This is a genomic window from Flavobacterium sp. Arc2 (assembly GCF_041431385.1).
In the GTDB taxonomy this organism is placed as follows: Bacteria; Bacteroidota; Bacteroidia; order Flavobacteriales; family Flavobacteriaceae; genus Flavobacterium.
Map to the genome: position 1 here is coordinate 203,974 of NZ_JASMRH010000002.1, position 17,391 is coordinate 221,364.

Sequence of the window (17,391 nt, forward strand, 5' to 3'; positions counted from 1 at the left end):
CTAAACAAACGGCCTTTCAAAAATCCACAATTAAAGTAATTCCATAATAATTTCAACGAATTATATAACACTTTTTCTTTTCCTTTTTTTGAACTTTGTAATAGATATTTTATTAACTATTAAAGTATACAATTATGCCGAACTCAGAAGAAATTAAAGGAAACTGGAATGAAATGAAAGGTAAATTAAAACAAAAATTTGCCGACCTTACTGATGACGATTTGTTATTTGAAGAAGGACAAGAAGATGAAATGTGGGGAAAACTACAACAAAAATTAGGTAAAACTAAAAAAGAGATTAAATCATTATTTGAGTAATTAAAAGATTGCTTAGTATTAAAAAACGGCTTCAAAAAACAGCTTTATTTTGCGTGTCTATTCAAACAAAATACAGTGACTTTCGAAACCGTTTTTTTGTGCTTTTTTACTACCCAATCCATACCTTAAAATCGGCTACTTTTTCTCTACTTACTATAACCTCATCTTCTCCATAAGAAGGTAAAATCACTTTCAATCGAGAGTTACTATAAAGTACAATTTCTTTAATTGCTTTCATAGAAATTATGAATTTTCGACTTATTCTATAAAATTCCTTTGTATCTAATTCCTGTTCTAAAACTTCTAAAGTTGATTCAACAAGGTAATTTCTATTGTCGAATGTGTGAATATAAGTCCCTTTATTTTCGCTGAAAAAACATTCGATTTCTTCAATCGAAATAACTTTCAAATACTGACCTATTTTTACCGTGAACCTTTTTTTGTATTCTTTCTCAAAAGGATTTCCTAACATTTTTTTTATCTCATCAAAATCCAATTGTAACTTTTCTTTTTTGGGCAGTCGCTGTTTAAATTTAGAAATTGCCTGCTCTAAATCCTCCTCGTCAATTGGTTTTAAAAGATAGTCAATACTGTTTAATTTGAACGCTCGTAAAGCAAATTCATCGTATGCTGTTGTAAAAATTATAGCACTCTTAATTTCGACTTTTTCAAAAATTTCAAATGACAATCCATCCGATAATTGTATGTCTAAAAAAATTAAATCCGGATGCTCATTTTTAGAAAACCAAGCGATGGATTCTTCAACAGAATGAAGCATCACTTCTACCTCAACATTTAGTTTTTCGAGCTTTCTTTGCAACAGTCTTGCAGCTGGTTTTTCGTCTTCAATTATGATTGTAATCATACTTTTAAATTTAAATTATTAGGTAGGCTGAATTTTAATTTTCATTAAAGGATTAATCAAAAACATGCTTTTCTAGTGATTTCCAATTTTGCTTAATATCTATTTTTGGATTCGAACAAAGATACACTGGGATATTATTTTCCTCATCAATAGCATATTTGTGTTTTATCATTTTTACTAATTTGAAATCAGAAAAAACACGTGCAACGGCTTCCTCTTCATTTCCTATACTGATGCAAATTTCACCCTTTGTATTTCCAGTTCCCCACGTCCAAAAACTGCCATGACTGGATACTGGATTAGGCAAGTTGTATTTCTTTCCTAGTATTTCAATTGCACCTGCTTCTCCATAGTTCTCTGCCCATATCATGCATTTTTCTCTTTGGTTTAAAGGTAATGATTGATAAAGGCTATCCACTAATTGTACTTGCTCCGCCCAACCAAACATATCAGCAAAATCATACGTAATTACCACACGCCCATTTTTTTCCGGTTTTAGATCTAAATAAGATACATAAGTTGAAATGGGAAGAATAGGAATAGCGCCAGGTATAAAAGGAATTACAGGCAAAATTAGAAGGGCGGCAACGGCATAATTCCATTTTGGTTTACGTTGCAGTAATTTTTCAATTTTCACTGCGCCAGCAGCAAATAACACAGGGTATATTGCGAAGAAATAATAGCCTTTTGACTGTGTTGTCCACATGATGCAAAATATCACCACTGCAGCGATGCCTATTGCCTTATACTTTTTTAAATTTGAATCAAAAAAATAAGCGAACAGTCCGATCAGACTTATCGTCAATGTAAACGGATGTTTCAATTGTTGTACTGCAAAATCAAAAGGTCCTTTTTTGTCTAACTGACTTTCCTTTAATTTTTGTAAATGCAATAGCGCTGGGACGTCATGCTGCCATTGCCAGATAATATTGGGTAAAAAGATTAAAAGAGTGATTAGTCCCGCTGCATAAAATATTTTATTCTTGAACAAGACTCCATTGTCATAAAAGATTAACCCAACAACTATTCCCAATAGCCAGATTAAGAAAGTATATTTATTCATTAGTCCGCAACCAGCGGTTATCCCTAAATAAATAAGAAATTTTACATTTTTAGAATTAAAATATTTAATTAAGAAGTAAAAACCCAATGTCCAAAACAACTGATCGAAGACCACTGGTTGAAACAACATATGATTTCGATAAAAAGGAACAAAGGACAAAACGGTAAGCCCAGCTAACATAATAGCTTTCTTTTTTCCGCCAAGTTCTTTTGCGATTAAACAACACAAAATAAGAATCAAAACACCCGCCAATGTTGCGAAAAACCGAATACCCGATAAAGAGTAACCAAAAATAAAATGAGCCACTTTACCCACCAATGCAATAAAAGGAGGAAACTCAAAATATCCCCAGTCCAAGTGCTCGCTTGTAGACAAATGTAGCAGTTCATCCCTATGAAAACCATAATTTCGATTTCCGATTAGGTGAATCAGCAATTTAACAAAAAACAAGGCTGCAATAAGAGGTAGATATTTTTTCATTTAGTGATTTAAGGTTGACTTCATTGCCTTTGCGATTACTCCCATTTATTATTCTTGCCCTTATCCATAAATTCTTGAATTTTATTTTCTTCCCAATTAGATCCAAAAAACACATTTCTTCCAAAAACAGATAATCCATGTGCCACTAAGCCAATTCCCCAGAAGAAAACGGTATTCCAGGTTTGCCATTGCCAAAAAACTTCATCACCAATCATACTTCTGTTAAAAATAGAAATCAATATAAAGGCATTTACCAAGACATAAACCAATAAATGAACATAGAACCCTTTAATCCTTTTTACTCTTTTATACGCTATTTCATAACGTGCATCAGGGCTATCCATGTCTGCACTATGATTTTTGAACATTCTCTTTCTATATCGTCCCATTTCGTTTGAATAAAATTATTGCCAGTTCCCTTTTTGATCTTTCTCTTTTTCTTTGTCCATAAACTCTTTAATTTTTTGCGCTTCCCAGTCTTTTCCTAAAAACGGCATATAGTTAAAGACTTTCATTCCGTGAAAAAACACTCCCACTCCCCAACCTATCATGGGCCAATAGAACCATAAATGATTAGGAGAGGTTAGCAAATTAATTGCTAAAAGTCCCAAATTGACCACTACATAGGCGATCAAATTACCATAAAACCCCTTAATTTCTTCCACTCGCTTTTTAGCTTTAAAATAGCGGTCTTCGTTTTGATATTTATTTTCCATGACTATTTCCATGTTTGTTTGTTATCTTCTTTTTGTAAAATCTCCCGAATTTTTCTTTCTTCCCAGTTCGAGCTGTATCCAAAAACTTTGAATGCATGCATCGCCAATCCAAAACCCCAACCTGCAGCAGAGAACCAGAACCATTGAAATTGTGGCGAAAATCGTAGATTGATAAAAATCAAAAACGGAATCACAAAACAATAAGAAATAAGGTTTCCATAAAATCCTTTCAACTCATCCACTCTCTTTTTTGCTCTATAATAAGCGTTGCTTTCATTATAATCTGTGGTTGTTTCCATAACTGATATTTGTTTGGTCAAAATTGGTATTTTGACCGTAAATATTTTTTCGTTTTGACCAATCAATACTTTCCTGTCGGTTATAATTCCGTATCGATTGATTATATTTTGTAAGCCTACTCCTTTGCGATCTTGCAGTACTTCTTTCTTTTGATAATCATTTTCTACAACTAAATAGCCGTTTTCAACAAAAATCCGAATATGCAATGGCCTTTTTTCACTTACCACATTGTGCTTTACTGTGTTTTCGAGTAACAACTGTAAGGAAAGCGGAACCACTTTTGCTTCTGGGTCAATGATTGATGTGGGCAACTCATAAAACAAACTATTCTCAAAACGCATTTTAAGTAAATTCATATAGGTTTTGGCGAAAGTCAATTCTTCTTCGACTGAAACCAATTCTTTGTCTTTTTGTTCTAATACGTAGCGATAAATCTTAGACAATGAAGTAGTGAATCGTTGTGCATTTTCAGGATTTTCTTCGATCAAAGAACTCAAAACATTCAAACTATTAAAGAGAAAATGTGGGTCTATTTGATTCTTTAAACTCTCAAATTTAGCCGATGCGGTTCCAGCAATAATTTTTTGCTCTTTTACTTTGTTCTCATTATAGGCTTTGTAAAAATAAAGTGCATGGATTCCTAAAAGAACAACAAATGACACTATTGATGCAACAATATAATTAGAAGGTTTCTCCTCTTTCAAAAATGCACTTAAAGTATTTTCTTCAATTATTACATCTTCAAAAATCCTTAATAAGAATATTACAAATAAGGAAACAACAAACGAACTTAAAAACCCAATAACCAATCTTTTAACAGCATATCTATTGTTTTTAAAAATAGAATCTAAATACATAAAAAGTATAGCATTCACATAATATAACGCCATCCCATAAAGCAGGGTATACAAGAAATTAACCTTTAAATGATTATCGAAAGTTACTTCACCTCCATTTACAACAGGTATTATTGTTAAAACAATGAATATTAAGATCGATATAACTAAAGCTCTTGGAAATTCTCGTATTAATTTATTCATTTAAGTTTATCATTAAAAAGTTCAATAGTGCCTCTCGACTTATTTACAATTTTTCTGCGCTATTAATGCTCTATCCAATCCCCATTTTGGAGAGAAAGCTGTTTCGGGTTTAAAAGTAGCAAAAAGTTCGATGGCTTTGTCAATTTGAGCACACATCGGCTTTGCGTCCTGTCCCCAAAATTTGGCTCCACCAATTTCAAACTCCGCTTTAGAGAAAACCACTCTAGGATTATTTGGATCAATGGCCAACGCTTTATTGTAAATTTCGATGGTAGGTCCAGATAACTTTTGTCCATTAGTCATGGGGTCAAAAACGATCCAGGCCGTATTTATCATAGCTTGGATTACGTATAATTCGGCATTATTTTGATCTTTTCTCATTTCGACATCCAAAGCGTTTTGTGCTTTCGAAAGTAGTGAATTTATTTTTTCTTTATCTTTTGTTCTAAAAGCGGTGGTTGTATTAACCAAAGCTACATAGTAATTAGGAAGCCAATTTGTTGTTTCTACTGCAGCAATTCTTTCAAATCCATCAGAAGCTTCAGAGTCTTTTTCTTCTCCCCAAAGTTCAAAGGCTTTTCCCATTCCTTGTTCAAACTTGCTTACTTTTGTTTCAGTAGTTGGTGCTTGGCCTTGAGCCGACAATAACGTAATAACGAATAGTGCGAATGCGGTAATTAACTTGGTCATAATTTCTAGTTTTTAAGGTTGATTGATTTTTGATGATTGAAACGAATTGTTAATTTATACTTCAAAAGTATCACAGAAATACTGCTGGAAAAATTTATAATTACTGAACTGTTGAATTTGAAGGATGAACTGCTTAATTAGTTGAAAGTGGCAAACTCACTTTGAGACTTTGATACTTTCAACCTTAAGACTAGCTTACAAATTCTTCAACTGATTGTCTTTTTTATTTTGGCTAATCGTCCAAAAGAATCCCACAAAGAAGAAACGATCAGCAGTAGGCGTAATTTCTTTTCTCTTATAAAAACCGCTGGAGTCAGGAGAATTAGCATAATCATATCCAAAGACGTTTTGCGTTCCCAAAACATTCGAAACAGAGAAGTACAGTATCTTTTGTTGGCTAATTAAATACGCCCAATTGAAGCTTAGATTATTGTACGCTTTCGTTTTTCCGTTCATGAATTGCGTTTCATTTGGATTATTATAGGGTCGTCCCGAACTAAACGAATTTGTAAAACCTACTTGCGAACGCCAATCAGTTATAAAATATTTAGTAACAACAGACAGAGAATGATCAGCTACAAAGCTTGGCGTAGCAGTTGTTGGGTAGTTTTTATAATCCCTTTCGGTATCGATGTATGAGTAGGAAACCCAATATTCTAGATTTTTAATGGACTTACCATCACGCCAAAATAAGTCTAACCCTTTGGCGTAAGCCGACCCTTTATTATTAAAAATCGAATTATAGGCAATCTCTTGCGTATCGTATTTTACTAAATTGCTATAATCCTTGTAATAGGCCTCAGCTCTAAAAGTTTGATTATCCTTACTATATTGAAAATTCAGAATGTAATGTGATGTTTTCTCACTTTCAAACTGATGGTATTTAGAATATTTGATGTAATCTCCATTTGGACTTTGAGAAAAATCTCCGTAGGCTATAGAAAACTGACTATTCTTAGCCACTTTGTACGCCATTGAAATTCGTGGCGAAATGGTAGTTTCATCAAGCAAGTCATTATTAGAAGCTCTTAAACCAATTTTAGCAGCAAATTTTTTCGAAAATAAAACATCTGCTTCTGTATATGCTGCCGCAATATTCGAATTATACCCATTCGTTTTTGCTGTTCCCAAATTTTCGGTGAAGCTTTCATCAAATTTAGTACTGAAATAATCAGCTCCAAACGACAACTTAAAATAATTTGAAACATTTTTCTTTAATTTCAATTTTAGATGGGTAGCATTTTCATCGTTATCTACATTGTCTAAATTTAGTCCGATTTTATTTTTGCTATAACCATAACTCATTCCGGTTGTGATTTGCCAATTGGCTCCGAAATTCCCTTTGTACGAAGTATTAAAATATAAATTATCGTTTTTTAAATTTACTCTCATCTTCTCAGCTGAATTTATATTTTCCTGATTAATATCGAATTTAGAAGAATCAAAAGCAGCATAGAGTTTCAGAATTCCGTTGTTGAAGTTATAGCGATACACGCTTTCTCCAGACAACGATTGAAATGGCCTATTCCAGTCCAGATTTTGAGGAATAGCGGCCTGATAAGGCGCTAAATTGGTATAAGAAGCATTTACACTGAGGGAGCTTTTTTTCCATTTTTGGGTGTTTCCTAATCCTAAACCAACGGTCATTAAGGAGACTTCCGTTTTGTTTTGATCGGGATTATCTTCGGTATTTAAAAGTAACACGCTAGACAAGGCTTCACCGTATTCAGCCGAATATCCTCCTGTCGAAAAGGCGATTCCGCTAAACAGAAATGGAGAAAACCGACCGCGTGTAGGCAAATTATTAGTAGTTGCTCCATAAGGTTGCGCTACACGAATACCGTCTACAAAAGTTTGGGTTTCATTTGCTTCTCCGCCACGTACAAATAAACGACCATCTTCACCTACACTTTGTGTTCCTGGCAAAGTTTGTAAAGCGGCAATAATATTCCCTGCAGAACCTGCCGTTGTGACAATATCCACAGGTTTCAAAACTGAAACTCTTGCTTTCTCCCCAGATTCCATTGTTCCTGCAGTGATAACAACGGCATCAAGCGCATTAAAATTTTCTTTTAAAGTGATGGTTTTCTCTTGGAAATTGGCAACATCTATCTCCGTTTTTAAAGTCTCATAGATAAGAAAGCTAACGACTAGTGTTTGATTTCCTGTAGCATCAGTTTCGAATGAAAAATTTCCCTTTTCATTAGTTGTCGCTCCGTCATAACTTCCTTCGATAAAAACATTGGCTCCAGAAACGGGTTTGCCTTTTTGATCAACTACTTTTCCCGAAAGCTTTGTTTGGGAAAATAGAAAAGTGGTAAAAAATAAAATGATTACTGTTGTGATTGATTTCATGAGGTTTGATTTTGATACTCCAAATGTATTTTGATTGTCTCTTTTTAAAAACTTAAACTAACTGAACTGTCAAATTATAGGGATGAGTTGTAATGGATTTTATTTTCTGCTATATTTACAGCAAATCGCCATGGTTAACGCAACCCCTAGCTATCGGGGTTACGAAGGGCATACCCAAAAAAGAATTAGAAACGAAATTATCAATAGAATATGAAAACGGAAAAAGAAAAAATGATTTCTGGAGAACATTATCTGGCTGGCGATTCGGTTTTAGTAAAAGATCGACGAAGAGCTAAAAACCTGCTGCATCGATTGAATGTTACCGAATATAGAATTACTAAAAAAGCACGGGAAATAATAAAGGAATTAATTCCAAATGCAGGCGCTAACCTCTATATTGAGCCGCCTTTTCATTGTGATTATGGATATAATATTAGTTGTGGAGAAAATGTCTTCTTTAATGTTAATTGCGTCGTTCTTGACTGTGCTCCAGTTACCATTGGTTCTAATGTGTTTTTTGCTCCAGGCGTTCAACTTTACACGGCTACTCACCCACTGGATGCTGAATTACGAAAAACGGTTGAAAGTGCGTTACCTATAATTATAGGCGATGATTGCTGGATAGGTGGGAATTCTATAATTTGCCCTGGAATTACTATTGGCAAAGGCTGTGTAATAGGCGCTGGATCTGTGGTTACAAAAGATATCCCAGATAATTCATTGGCGGTAGGAAATCCAGCAAAAGTGATTCGGAAACTAAATCAATAATCTATGTTAGCCTTAAACAAAGTACATCATACTGCCATTATTTGTTCTGATTATAAAAAATCAAAAAGTTTTTATACGCAAATCCTAGGACTGAAAGTAATTCAGGAAATTTATCGAGAAGAACGCGATTCATACAAACTCGATTTAGCTTTAAATGGAAATTATATCATCGAACTTTTCTCCTTTCCTAATCCGCCACAAAGACCGTCCCGTCCCGAAGCTTGTGGCTTACGCCATTTGACTTTTGAAGTGAATGATATCGAACAAACACGTGATTTTTTAGTAAAAAACAACATCTCTGCAGAAACGATAAGAATAGATGAATATACTGAAAAACGTTTTTTCTTTATCGCTGACCCAGATGGTTTACCTATAGAATTTTATGAATTTTAATTTTGTAAGATTCATTACAACGATTGCAGTCACAAAAATTTCATAAAAAAAATCAACTGTTACTTACTAGCAAGTCTTGTTATATTTTAATTCTTTAAATTTGCAGTCCTTAAAAACCTTATATAAACTAAGGTTCACAATATATTTACATGAATACTACTGCCCGCATCAAAAAAAACATGCAATTAATAAAATTGCGGAAATTAATTATTGTTTCTGTTTTGATTAGTTTTCTTTCTGCTTTTTTAGGAATCACATTAAAAAAACTAACGGAGCATTACGAAGAAATTTTTTCTAGCCAAGCTTATTTACATCCCGTCTTTATATTTATTTTTCCAGTTTTCGGATTGTCAGTAATTTATTTTCTGAGACATTATATGTTTAATAAAAAAGAGAATAAAGGAATCAATGAAGTTTTTGAGAGTACAGGGTCTAAAACCAAAAACTTACCAAAATCAAAGATTGCTTCCCATTTTATCAATGGATTGCTAACTGTCATCTTTGGGGGTTCTACAGGAATTGAAGTTTCTACCGTTGTGGCTACAGCTACTATCGGTTCTGTGGCGCAACGCAAACAAAATATATTTAAAGAATATAAGACGGAATTGATTTGTGCGGGAATAGCTGCTGGAATCACGGCACTATTTAATAGTCCTATCGCGGGGCTATTTTTTGCACTCGAAGTTATTTCGAGAAAAATTACACGTACTTTTTTAATTAGCAATATTATTGCTGTTACTGTTGCTTTTGGACTTGTTCTTTTAATAGATGAGAAACCCATATTTGCTGTAAACATTACAACATGGCATGCAAGAGCTATTCCGTATTTTATTTTATTAGGGATTATTGCTGGGATTAATTCTGTTTATCTAACACGTTGCGTATTGTTTTTTAAAAATAATCTAAGCCAAATAAAAAGTCACTACTACAAGATTTTAATAGGATCTGTAATATTAAGTTGTTCTTTATTTTTCTTTCCGCAATTATATGGAGAAGGATATCACGCAATCAAAATGATTTTTTTGAATCCTAACGAGGTAAAAATATCTTATAGTTTACTATCTACCTTTATAGGTATCATTATATTAAAACCCATTGTCACATCGGCTACTTTATTTTCTGGTGGAGATGGCGGTGTTTTTGCTCCTAGCCTATTCATTGGTGCTTTTTTAGGATTATTTGTAGCGCTACTCTTAAACACTTACTTAAACGCAAATATAATTCCGGTTAACTTTATGGTCATAGGAATGGCAGCGGTTTTAAGTGCTAGTATTCACGCCCCTTTTACTGCGCTATTTTTAATTTGCGACTTAATAAATGATTACACTTTATTTTTTCCCATTTTAGTGGTTTGTCTTATTTCAAAATACACCGCAAAGCTGATTTATCCACATTCTGTATATTCCTACGCTGCTAGTGTAGCAAAATAACATTTTATGCCTACCGAAAAAATTAAAAGAAGTTATCGTAAGACCAAATACATACTTTATAAAGAAACGCTAGTTGATTTTAGAGAAAAATTTTGGTCGTTTGTTGGTTCCTTTATTGGGATTGGGACTCTTGCTTATTTACAATCACGAATGCTTCCAGATTCTGATGTACTATTTCTTATAGGATCTTTTGGTGCATCCTCTGTTTTGATTTATGGCATTATCCAAAGTCCGCTAGCACAACCTCGAAATTTGATTGGTGGTCACGTTATATCAGCAATTGTAGGAGTAACTGTCGCTAAATTTGTTCCTGACATCTTTTGGTTAACAGCTGCCTTATCCGTTTCACTTTCTATTATTCTAATGCAACTGACAAAAACATTGCATCCTCCTGGAGGAGCTACAGCTTTGATAGCAGTAACTGGATCGGCACAAATAAAAAATTTAGGATATTGGTATGTAATTTCACCTGTACTTAGCGGAGTATTAATTCTTCTGGTTGTTGCCTTAATTTTTAACAACATGACGGTAAACAGGTATTACCCTATCCATGGAAAATACCACAAATTCAGAAAAAAAATACATAAATCTCTCAATAACAAATAATTATAATTCTATATAATTACTACTGTTTTATTTTTATTCGAATAATTAAATCGTAGCAATCCTTATTATTGCTATTTTAAATTGGCAGACCTATAAGTAGTTGATTTGGTTCTTTATAAATGCATACGCAAAAATCTTATCAACAAATCTAGAATCTGTGTTGAAAGTTCGGGATGAAATATAAAATTAAATTTTACCTTTGACCTCTCATTAAAAACAAAGATTATGGTTTACAAATTCAGAGTAATTCTAGATGCAGAAGAAGATATATTCAGAGATATTGCAATACTTGCAGATGACACTTTAGAAGATTTACATAACGCAATATTCAATTCCTTTGGTTTTGACGGTATGGAAGTAGCCTCGTTTTACACTTGTGATGAAACATGGAACCAGGAAGATGAAATTTCGCTTTTTGATACCGGCGATGTTATTGGGGAGCAAAAAACGATGAGCTCTTACCAATTGTCAGATCTATTAGATGCTGAAAACACAAAAATTATCTATGTATATGATTTCATTAATATGTGGACATTCTTAGTTGAATTGGCCGCAGTTGAAGAACAAGAAGTAGGGAACTTATATCCCGAAACTTTATTTTCTCATGGTGAAATGCCAGATGAGGCAATAGAGAAAAACTTTGAAGCAGACAATGCTGATGACTATGCCAATGATTATGAAGACGGTCTAGACGAGGAGGACCTTGATATGTTTGAAGGAGACGATAGTTTTGAAGACTTTGGATTTGAAGAAAACTGGAATTAGAATAGTAAAAAATAAGAATAAAGAGCCAAGATTAAAGACTTCTCTATTGTCTATAATCTTGGTTTTTTTGTCTAAAAAAAATAAAACACAAAAATGATCAACTTATTTAACACACACATCGAGACTCTTTCTATTCATAGAGTAGGAAACAAAAGTCGTAACGAAGCTATCTTCTTATCAGAGCAACCTTTTAGTCTTCAAGATGAAATTGTGCCTCTTATAAAAGAGTTTTTCTTGAAACCTTTTAGAGAAAAAGAAGAAAACTATTTTCAGTTTGCACATGAAGTTGATTTGGATTATAACGACATGTATAAATTTACTTCAGCGATTTTTGAAAATCCAGCAAGTTTACATGAAAATTCAAAGAATATCACTAGGCATTTATTCGAACAATCGAATCATCCTCACATTAAAAATGGAGAAGTGTATGTCACTTATCTAACAAACGTAAATATCGATAACAATGTCGTTGATGCCATAGGTATTTTTAAAAGTGAGCTGCAAGCTGATTTTTTACAGTTTGAAGAAAAAGGAACACATTTAGAAATGATACTTCAACAAGGTATAAACTTGAGCAAACTAGATAAAGGATGTATCATTTTTAATCATAAAAAAGAAGAAGGATATAAAATATTAACTGTGGACAGTAACCGTTATGATGCGAGATACTGGTTAGAGCATTTCCTTTCTGTTGATGCCTTTGAAGATGAGAATTTTATCACTAAAAAATATTTGAAGTTCTGTCAGAATTTTGCAAAAGACGTAGTTTTTCCTGCTGAAGACAAAAAAGAGGAAGTGATGTTCATGAACCGTTCAGTGAATTATTTTGCCAAAAATGATCAATTTGAAGAGACTAACTTTTTGAACGAAGTTTTAGACAATCCAGACCTGATTCCGGAATTTAAAAATTACAAAGTTGACAAAGGAGAAAAATACAGTATTGAAGATGTAACCTCATTCCCCATTGCTAATGCTGCAGTTACAGATGCTCGTAAATCAATAAAAAATGTAATCAACTTAGATACGCATATCCAAATCAAAATGGATTTCATCAATCCTGAAAGCGCAGAGAAATATGTTGAAAAAGGTTGGGACGAAGAAAAACAGATGTATTACTATTTAGTATACTTTAACAAAGAAGAAAAATCGTAAAGCTATTTTTCACTTCTTTTCCTTTTAAAAAAGCCTCAATCACTAATTTAGTGATTGAGGCTTTTTCTTTAATACACTAATAACTAGTCCATTCACATTTTTGTATTTAGTTACTACAATTCCAGTTTCGAGTAGGAAATTATTTCCTTTTATGACGAAAAGATGTTTTTAATCGATTAAATTGTTGTTTTGTCGATATTTTCAATAGTTTTAGCGAACTCAAATCTACCTAAACGCCACCATTACCATTATGAGTACAATCGAAATCAAAGAAAATTTTCTAAGTAAAAAATTATATTGTTTACTTTTTGGACACAAAATTATTACAACCCGTAATATTACCAGTCATTTTAAGGAATACAAATGCACTATTTGTGAATTAGAATTAACAAATGATGAAAAAGGAAACAAAACGTTTCTTACACCAGAGTTAAAAGAGATAAACGACACTTTAAAAAGTTTTTGTGTAAAAAAACTTCAACATATCTAGTTGAAACCTTGCCGCTAATTTAGTTCTATTAAACTAATAGAATAAGAGCAATGCTTAAAGCATTTCACCGCTGATTATCCTTCTTTTAAAAATCAAAAAACAAAGCTAGAAGAGCAACACAAATCTGGAATCCTAGTTTCGCGCCTAATTATGTTTCCTAAGGTGAAACCAAAACTACAAAACAGTCCTAACTACACGGACATTTTTATAGTTTTCGGCAACAAAATCAAAAATCTACCTCGATTTAGTATTATTTCTTTGTTGTGTTTAAAATATTAAACCTCCAATTACCTTAGTGACTAGCGTTTTTTTCATAAATTTGCATGGTAAAAAAACTCCTTTTCTAGTAATTTTACATTTTTAAATCCGCATCATAATGAACACTACTATATTCAACGAAAGTCCTTTTAAAACGCTAATTTCCTTTCACAAACTAATCGAATCTTTGGAAGAAATTGCTCTATCAGATGTTGATTATCGTTCTAATTATGCAAAGGCGTTATTAAAAGAAATTGAACCAATACCAGAATTTAGAACTGGAATTGAGGATTTATCGATTATAGAAAATAACAAAACACTAATAAATTATTTACTTGCTGATTTATTCCCCACTTCATTAACAAATAATGAGATAAAAGCCGTTACCATTCCGTTTCAAAATTTCACTTTTAATTATTCTGAAAGATTCAAAAAAATATTAATTGCTGCAGGAGATTTTGATTTAACGATAAGAGATTTTAACGACGATCAATTTTATATACTAAGCTGTATCCTTATATTAAATTCCTATTACCATCAGCACTTCGATTACAACAGACCTTTATTTTATGACATTCCAAGTTCAAACGGAATTATAAATCATTATCGAATTCTCTACAATGCAGATTTCATAGAAATTTATCCTACAGAAAAAGCCGTTGCATTATCATCTGAAGACATTGATGAATTAATGGACAATTATAGCAATATCGATTTATGGAAAGAGAAATTTCCTTTAGAAAGTTGGATTCTAAAAGGTTTTGGAATAGTCACCCTTTATGATGCTACTAAAGAAAGTGCCATCTCTAATTTAAAAAGTAATCTTTTAAAATCTGAAAAAGGGCAAAATGACATTAATAAAAATTCAAATGCCATCTTTAAATCAATATTTAAAGTTCCTGATTTAAGAATAGGCCTTGTTATATATAGCGCAGAAGAAGGTAAGTTAATAAAACCTCCTTTTAAGAATGAGGAACGGGAAAGCTTCATTCTTCTGGATGAAAAAGAAATCCCTTGCGAAAAAGCATTTCTGGGATGCTCTTATAATACTCTTTTAGAAGACAAAAAACCATTCTCAATTTCTAGCGTGGAGCATTTTGCCACTATTCCTGGTAATGAAAGATTTGCTAAACATTTACTGGATCAGGGTATTAAAAGTTGCATTCTAGCGCCTGTAATAAAAAACAATAAATTATTGGGGATTATGGAACTCGTTTCATCTGAACCTCGACAATTAAATAGTATAAATGCAAACAATCTAGACCTTATACTTCCTTATATCGTAGATACGCTAGAACGATACAATATAGATTTAGAAAACCAAGTCGAAGCTATAATTCAACGTGAATATACAGCGATACACTCTAGTGTATATTGGAAATTTCGAAATGAGGCACAAAAATATTTCCATACAAATACCGCTAACAAGGATTATATTTTCAAAGAAATTGTTTTTAAAGAAGTGTATCCCTTGTATGGTCAGATTGACATCAAAGGGTCCTCTGAACACCGAAATTCAACTGTAAAAGAAGATTTAAAAAATCAACTGAGTGCATTATTAGCCATTTTTAAAAATTTAGAAGCAAACAGTACGCTTCCTTTACTAGAGCAACGAAAATTTGAAATGCAATCGTACTCAAGAGAATTGCAATTAGAATTAAAAGCAGATACAGAGCAACAGATTCAAACCTACATTCAAAAAGAAATACACCCCATTTTATCGAATTCGAAAATTGAAGGCGAATGTCAATTATTAATAAATAACTATTTTGAAGAATTAGATCTAAAAACAGGTCTGTTTTATCAAGCACGCAAACAATTTGATGATGCAATGGCTATCATTAACAAAAAGATGGCTACTGTTCTAGATAAGGAACAAGTGGAAGCACAAAATATATTCCCACATTATTTCGAAAGATTTAAAACAGATGGAGTTGAACACAACCTCTATATTGGCGCTTCTATTTCTCCTTCACAGCCCTTTGACTTAATGTATCTGAATAATTTAAGGTTATGGCAATTTCAAACATTGTGTAAAATGGAATTAGAGCATCATCATCTTAAATCTTCACTTCCATATGAACTCGATGTAACCTCTTTGATTTTAGTGTTTAGTTCTCCTATTTCAATCCGTTTTAGAATGGATGAAAAACGTTTTGATGTCGACGGAACCTATAATGCCCGTTACGAAGTGGTAAAAAAACGTATTGACAAAGCCAACATAAAAGGAACAAAGGAAAGAATAACTCAAAAAGAGAAAATAACCATAGTCTACTCTCATTCTTACGAAGAAACAGAATACTTAAAATACATCAAATTCCTACAGTTTAAAGGGATCCTAGAACCAACAATTGAGCAATTTGACGTCGAAGAACTGCAAGGTGTTTCTGGGTTAAAAGCCCTTAGAGTAAAAGTGTGCAACACGAACATCGATACTGAAAAATACAGCTATCAAGATTTAGTAGAAGAGTTAAATTAGACGTGAATAGAATTAAATGCAATTATAAAAGCAATAACAGAAACTATAATTCCAATCATAAATATATTGTAAGTAATTCTTAATAGATTGTATTTTTTCTCTAAAACTAATCCCAAATAGTACAAATCTTTAATCATCGAGTTGTATAAATGACTGTCATCTTTCATCATTTCGTTAACCGCCCATTCATATTCGTCTAAAGGCATTTTATAAAAATTACCAAAGAAAAGTAAATTCACTTTTTTGTCCTCAATGTCTTGCCTTGTAAAAGTACCACTAGTAACTTTTGGACGTGTTGAAAGTATGGCAAAAATGATAGAAACCACACTAAACATCAACATTATAAATGTGGGAATGACTAAATAGTCATTGCGTACATTATCCAACTTTGGAATAATTGATGATAAGGCAATCGATATAATAATCGCGTTAACCGACAATAATATATTTGCTTTACTATCTGCAATTCCGCTTAAACGGGTGTGATTACTCAATGTAATTCTGAATAAAGTATCTACTCCTCTACTTGTTTTCCCATTAGTAGGTTTCTTTTTCTTTTTCTTCTTCTTCTTCTTTTCAGCTGCAACAGAATCTTCAGCCGTTTGATTTTCGATTTTATTTATATTTTCTTTTATCAATTTGATGTTGTTTTCTTTAATGGGTTGCCAGTTTTCAAGGGCATAATCAGTGTAATATACGTGATATTTAGATAATATTTTAAGGTTTTCTTTGGCCCATTCTTGATTTGTATAGAATTTTTGACTGGTAACCTCCCATTCCTTTCTTAAATTCTCGCAAATAGACAAATAATCCTCTCTTCCAAAATGAGAATAATCAGCATCTCTAATGATTTTTTCGAAAATAGTTTTAGGCACATAATCATAGGTTGTTGCTTTTATAATTTTAGAAACAGCATTAATAAACGCTTCATCTTTACCCTTGCCTTTTAAAAAATCTCGTACAATAGCAATACTCGCATCTTCATGATTATCACAACCTTTAGTATAACCCGTATCATGAAACCATGCAGCTATGACAATGATCTCAGTCTCTAACGGCGTTAAACTCTCTCTGTCTGATAGCATTGTAACTGCCGTAACCACATCAAAAGTGTGGTCTAAATTGTGGTAAATAAATGAAATAGAAAGTTTATCTTTGAATAATTTACGGACAAAATCTTCGGCTTGCGCTATAATGGTCATAACAAATTTTTATACTACTAAA

General features: G+C 32.6%; 16 protein-coding genes. 8 read left to right on the forward strand and 8 right to left on the reverse strand.

Going from position 1 to position 17,391, the window contains the following annotated elements:
- Nucleotides 1-134: 134 nt before the first annotated feature.
- A complete protein-coding gene (locus QO182_RS02270; protein WP_371538763.1) occupies nucleotides 135-317 on the forward strand; it encodes a CsbD family protein in 183 nt (60 codons plus the stop codon).
- Between the two features lie 109 nt (nucleotides 318-426).
- Here QO182_RS02270 and QO182_RS02275 read toward each other — a convergent pair whose 3' ends face one another.
- The 7 genes from QO182_RS02275 to QO182_RS02305 form a co-directional block, all read right to left on the reverse strand.
- Nucleotides 427-1,182: a LytR/AlgR family response regulator transcription factor gene (locus QO182_RS02275; RefSeq protein WP_371538765.1), complete on the reverse strand. Its 756-nt coding sequence runs from the start codon at nucleotides 1,180-1,182 to the stop codon at nucleotides 427-429.
- 52 nt (nucleotides 1,183-1,234) lie between these two features.
- Nucleotides 1,235-2,725: an ArnT family glycosyltransferase gene (locus QO182_RS02280; RefSeq protein ID WP_371559699.1), complete on the reverse strand. Its 1,491-nt coding sequence runs from the start codon at nucleotides 2,723-2,725 to the stop codon at nucleotides 1,235-1,237.
- Between the two features lie 35 nt (nucleotides 2,726-2,760).
- Entirely contained in the window at nucleotides 2,761-3,093 is a 333-nt protein-coding gene (locus QO182_RS02285; RefSeq protein WP_371559701.1) for a 2TM domain-containing protein, read from the reverse strand.
- 36 nt (nucleotides 3,094-3,129) lie between these two features.
- On the reverse strand, nucleotides 3,130-3,441 hold the full coding sequence (locus QO182_RS02290; protein ID WP_371559703.1) for a 2TM domain-containing protein: 312 nt from the start codon (nucleotides 3,439-3,441) through the stop codon (nucleotides 3,130-3,132).
- 2 nt (nucleotides 3,442-3,443) lie between these two features.
- A complete protein-coding gene (locus QO182_RS02295; RefSeq protein ID WP_371559705.1) occupies nucleotides 3,444-4,781 on the reverse strand; it encodes a histidine kinase in 1,338 nt (445 codons plus the stop codon).
- 39 nt (nucleotides 4,782-4,820) lie between these two features.
- The gene (locus QO182_RS02300) at nucleotides 4,821-5,471 is read right to left on the reverse strand and encodes a hypothetical protein (protein WP_371559707.1); all 651 of its coding nucleotides are present in this window, start codon (nucleotides 5,469-5,471) and stop codon (nucleotides 4,821-4,823) included.
- A gap of 195 nt (nucleotides 5,472-5,666) precedes the next feature.
- Nucleotides 5,667-7,826 (reverse strand): TonB-dependent receptor domain-containing protein, encoded by a 2,160-nt coding sequence (locus QO182_RS02305; protein WP_371559709.1) that lies wholly within the window; start codon nucleotides 7,824-7,826, stop codon nucleotides 5,667-5,669.
- Between the two features lie 210 nt (nucleotides 7,827-8,036).
- Between QO182_RS02305 and QO182_RS02310 the strand changes: the two genes are divergently transcribed.
- The 7 genes from QO182_RS02310 (at nucleotide 8,037) to QO182_RS02340 (ending at nucleotide 16,167) form a co-directional block, all read left to right on the forward strand.
- A complete protein-coding gene (locus tag QO182_RS02310; RefSeq protein WP_371559711.1) occupies nucleotides 8,037-8,594 on the forward strand; it encodes a sugar O-acetyltransferase in 558 nt (185 codons plus the stop codon).
- A 3-nt stretch (nucleotides 8,595-8,597) separates the two neighbouring features.
- Nucleotides 8,598-8,987: a VOC family protein gene (locus QO182_RS02315; protein WP_371559713.1), complete on the forward strand. Its 390-nt coding sequence runs from the start codon at nucleotides 8,598-8,600 to the stop codon at nucleotides 8,985-8,987.
- Between the two features lie 149 nt (nucleotides 8,988-9,136).
- Nucleotides 9,137-10,417: a chloride channel protein gene (locus QO182_RS02320; RefSeq protein WP_371559715.1), complete on the forward strand. Its 1,281-nt coding sequence runs from the start codon at nucleotides 9,137-9,139 to the stop codon at nucleotides 10,415-10,417.
- A 6-nt stretch (nucleotides 10,418-10,423) separates the two neighbouring features.
- Complete coding sequence (locus QO182_RS02325) at nucleotides 10,424-11,023, forward strand: HPP family protein (RefSeq protein WP_371559717.1); 600 nt, start codon at nucleotides 10,424-10,426, stop codon at nucleotides 11,021-11,023.
- 225 nt (nucleotides 11,024-11,248) lie between these two features.
- Nucleotides 11,249-11,788, forward strand: a complete 540-nt coding sequence (locus tag QO182_RS02330) for a hypothetical protein (protein WP_371543164.1) — start codon at nucleotides 11,249-11,251, stop codon at nucleotides 11,786-11,788.
- Between the two features lie 93 nt (nucleotides 11,789-11,881).
- Nucleotides 11,882-12,940 (forward strand): nucleoid-associated protein, encoded by a 1,059-nt coding sequence (locus tag QO182_RS02335; protein WP_371543166.1) that lies wholly within the window; start codon nucleotides 11,882-11,884, stop codon nucleotides 12,938-12,940.
- A gap of 866 nt (nucleotides 12,941-13,806) precedes the next feature.
- The gene (locus QO182_RS02340) at nucleotides 13,807-16,167 is read left to right on the forward strand and encodes a GAF domain-containing protein (protein WP_371543168.1); all 2,361 of its coding nucleotides are present in this window, start codon (nucleotides 13,807-13,809) and stop codon (nucleotides 16,165-16,167) included.
- On the opposite strand, the gene QO182_RS02345 is transcribed toward QO182_RS02340, so the two are convergent.
- Nucleotides 16,164-17,369 carry a Pycsar system effector family protein gene (locus QO182_RS02345; protein ID WP_371559719.1) on the reverse strand — a complete coding sequence of 402 codons (1,206 nt, stop codon included), beginning with the start codon at nucleotides 17,367-17,369 and terminating at the stop codon, nucleotides 16,164-16,166. The genes QO182_RS02340 and QO182_RS02345 overlap by 4 nt on opposite strands.
- Between the last annotated feature and the right edge of the window lie 22 nt (nucleotides 17,370-17,391).

What these genes read in the sequence shown, in the direction of transcription:
- QO182_RS02315 (WP_371559713.1), top strand. Translation starts at nt 8,598, where the DNA reads ATGTTAGCCTTAAACAAAGTACATCATACTGCCATTATTTGTTCTGAT.
- QO182_RS02320 (WP_371559715.1), top strand. Translation starts at nt 9,137, where the DNA reads ATGAATACTACTGCCCGCATCAAAAAAAACATGCAATTAATAAAATTG.
- QO182_RS02330 (WP_371543164.1), top strand. Translation starts at nt 11,249, where the DNA reads ATGGTTTACAAATTCAGAGTAATTCTAGATGCAGAAGAAGATATATTC.
- QO182_RS02295 (WP_371559705.1), bottom strand. Translation starts at nt 4,781, where the DNA reads ATGAATAAATTAATACGAGAATTTCCAAGAGCTTTAGTTATATCGATC.
- QO182_RS02275 (WP_371538765.1), bottom strand. Translation starts at nt 1,182, where the DNA reads ATGATTACAATCATAATTGAAGACGAAAAACCAGCTGCAAGACTGTTG.
- QO182_RS02345 (WP_371559719.1), bottom strand. Translation starts at nt 17,369, where the DNA reads ATGACCATTATAGCGCAAGCCGAAGATTTTGTCCGTAAATTATTCAAA.
- QO182_RS02300 (WP_371559707.1), bottom strand. Translation starts at nt 5,471, where the DNA reads ATGACCAAGTTAATTACCGCATTCGCACTATTCGTTATTACGTTATTG.
- QO182_RS02325 (WP_371559717.1), top strand. Translation starts at nt 10,424, where the DNA reads ATGCCTACCGAAAAAATTAAAAGAAGTTATCGTAAGACCAAATACATA.
- QO182_RS02280 (WP_371559699.1), bottom strand. Translation starts at nt 2,725, where the DNA reads ATGAAAAAATATCTACCTCTTATTGCAGCCTTGTTTTTTGTTAAATTG.
- QO182_RS02340 (WP_371543168.1), top strand. Translation starts at nt 13,807, where the DNA reads ATGAACACTACTATATTCAACGAAAGTCCTTTTAAAACGCTAATTTCC.
- QO182_RS02285 (WP_371559701.1), bottom strand. Translation starts at nt 3,093, where the DNA reads ATGTTCAAAAATCATAGTGCAGACATGGATAGCCCTGATGCACGTTAT.
- QO182_RS02310 (WP_371559711.1), top strand. Translation starts at nt 8,037, where the DNA reads ATGAAAACGGAAAAAGAAAAAATGATTTCTGGAGAACATTATCTGGCT.
- QO182_RS02305 (WP_371559709.1), bottom strand. Translation starts at nt 7,826, where the DNA reads ATGAAATCAATCACAACAGTAATCATTTTATTTTTTACCACTTTTCTA.
- QO182_RS02335 (WP_371543166.1), top strand. Translation starts at nt 11,882, where the DNA reads ATGATCAACTTATTTAACACACACATCGAGACTCTTTCTATTCATAGA.
- QO182_RS02270 (WP_371538763.1), top strand. Translation starts at nt 135, where the DNA reads ATGCCGAACTCAGAAGAAATTAAAGGAAACTGGAATGAAATGAAAGGT.
- QO182_RS02290 (WP_371559703.1), bottom strand. Translation starts at nt 3,441, where the DNA reads ATGGAAAATAAATATCAAAACGAAGACCGCTATTTTAAAGCTAAAAAG.